Source organism: Chitinophaga agrisoli, assembly GCF_008386695.1.
GTDB classification, from domain to species: Bacteria; Bacteroidota; Bacteroidia; order Chitinophagales; family Chitinophagaceae; genus Chitinophaga; species Chitinophaga agrisoli.
The window spans coordinates 1-364 of the sequence record NZ_VUOC01000126.1 but is presented as its reverse complement, the minus strand read 5'-3'; the positions used below and the strand labels follow the sequence as shown (position 1 = coordinate 364).

The 364-nt window shown below is 46.4% G+C and carries 1 protein-coding gene; it reads right to left on the bottom strand.

Features of this window, described 5'->3' with window-relative positions; translation table 11 throughout:
* Positions 1-63: 63 nt before the first annotated feature.
* Positions 64-364 (bottom strand): SGNH/GDSL hydrolase family protein (locus F0L74_RS33010; protein ID WP_188316293.1); only part of this gene is annotated, 301 nt, incomplete at its 5' end.

Genomic DNA, 364 nt, shown 5'->3' with positions numbered 1-364 from the left:
AATATGGGGTTGATCATTGGAGTTACAGCTGTAATATTCATAATAGTTACGACGCCTTACCAGTCAGATGGAGTGAAGAGCCTTCGATATGTTGTCCGACATCATCTTCGCTCCGATTCTGCTGGGGTGCAGGCCGTCACGGCTGAAGAATCTAGGTCGCTCCCAGAAAACATTCCAATTATTAATAAACAGCAGATTTTGTTCACTGCACCATGACTGTAACCATTCATTTAAAGCATAAAGCCTACTGAACTTTTCCATCCCACGTTGGAATGTGGGAAGGGGTCCTGATATGATGATCCTGGTCTCGGGCGATGTGCTGCGTACCGTTTCAGCCAGGGTCTTGAAGTCCCTCTTCAGGATC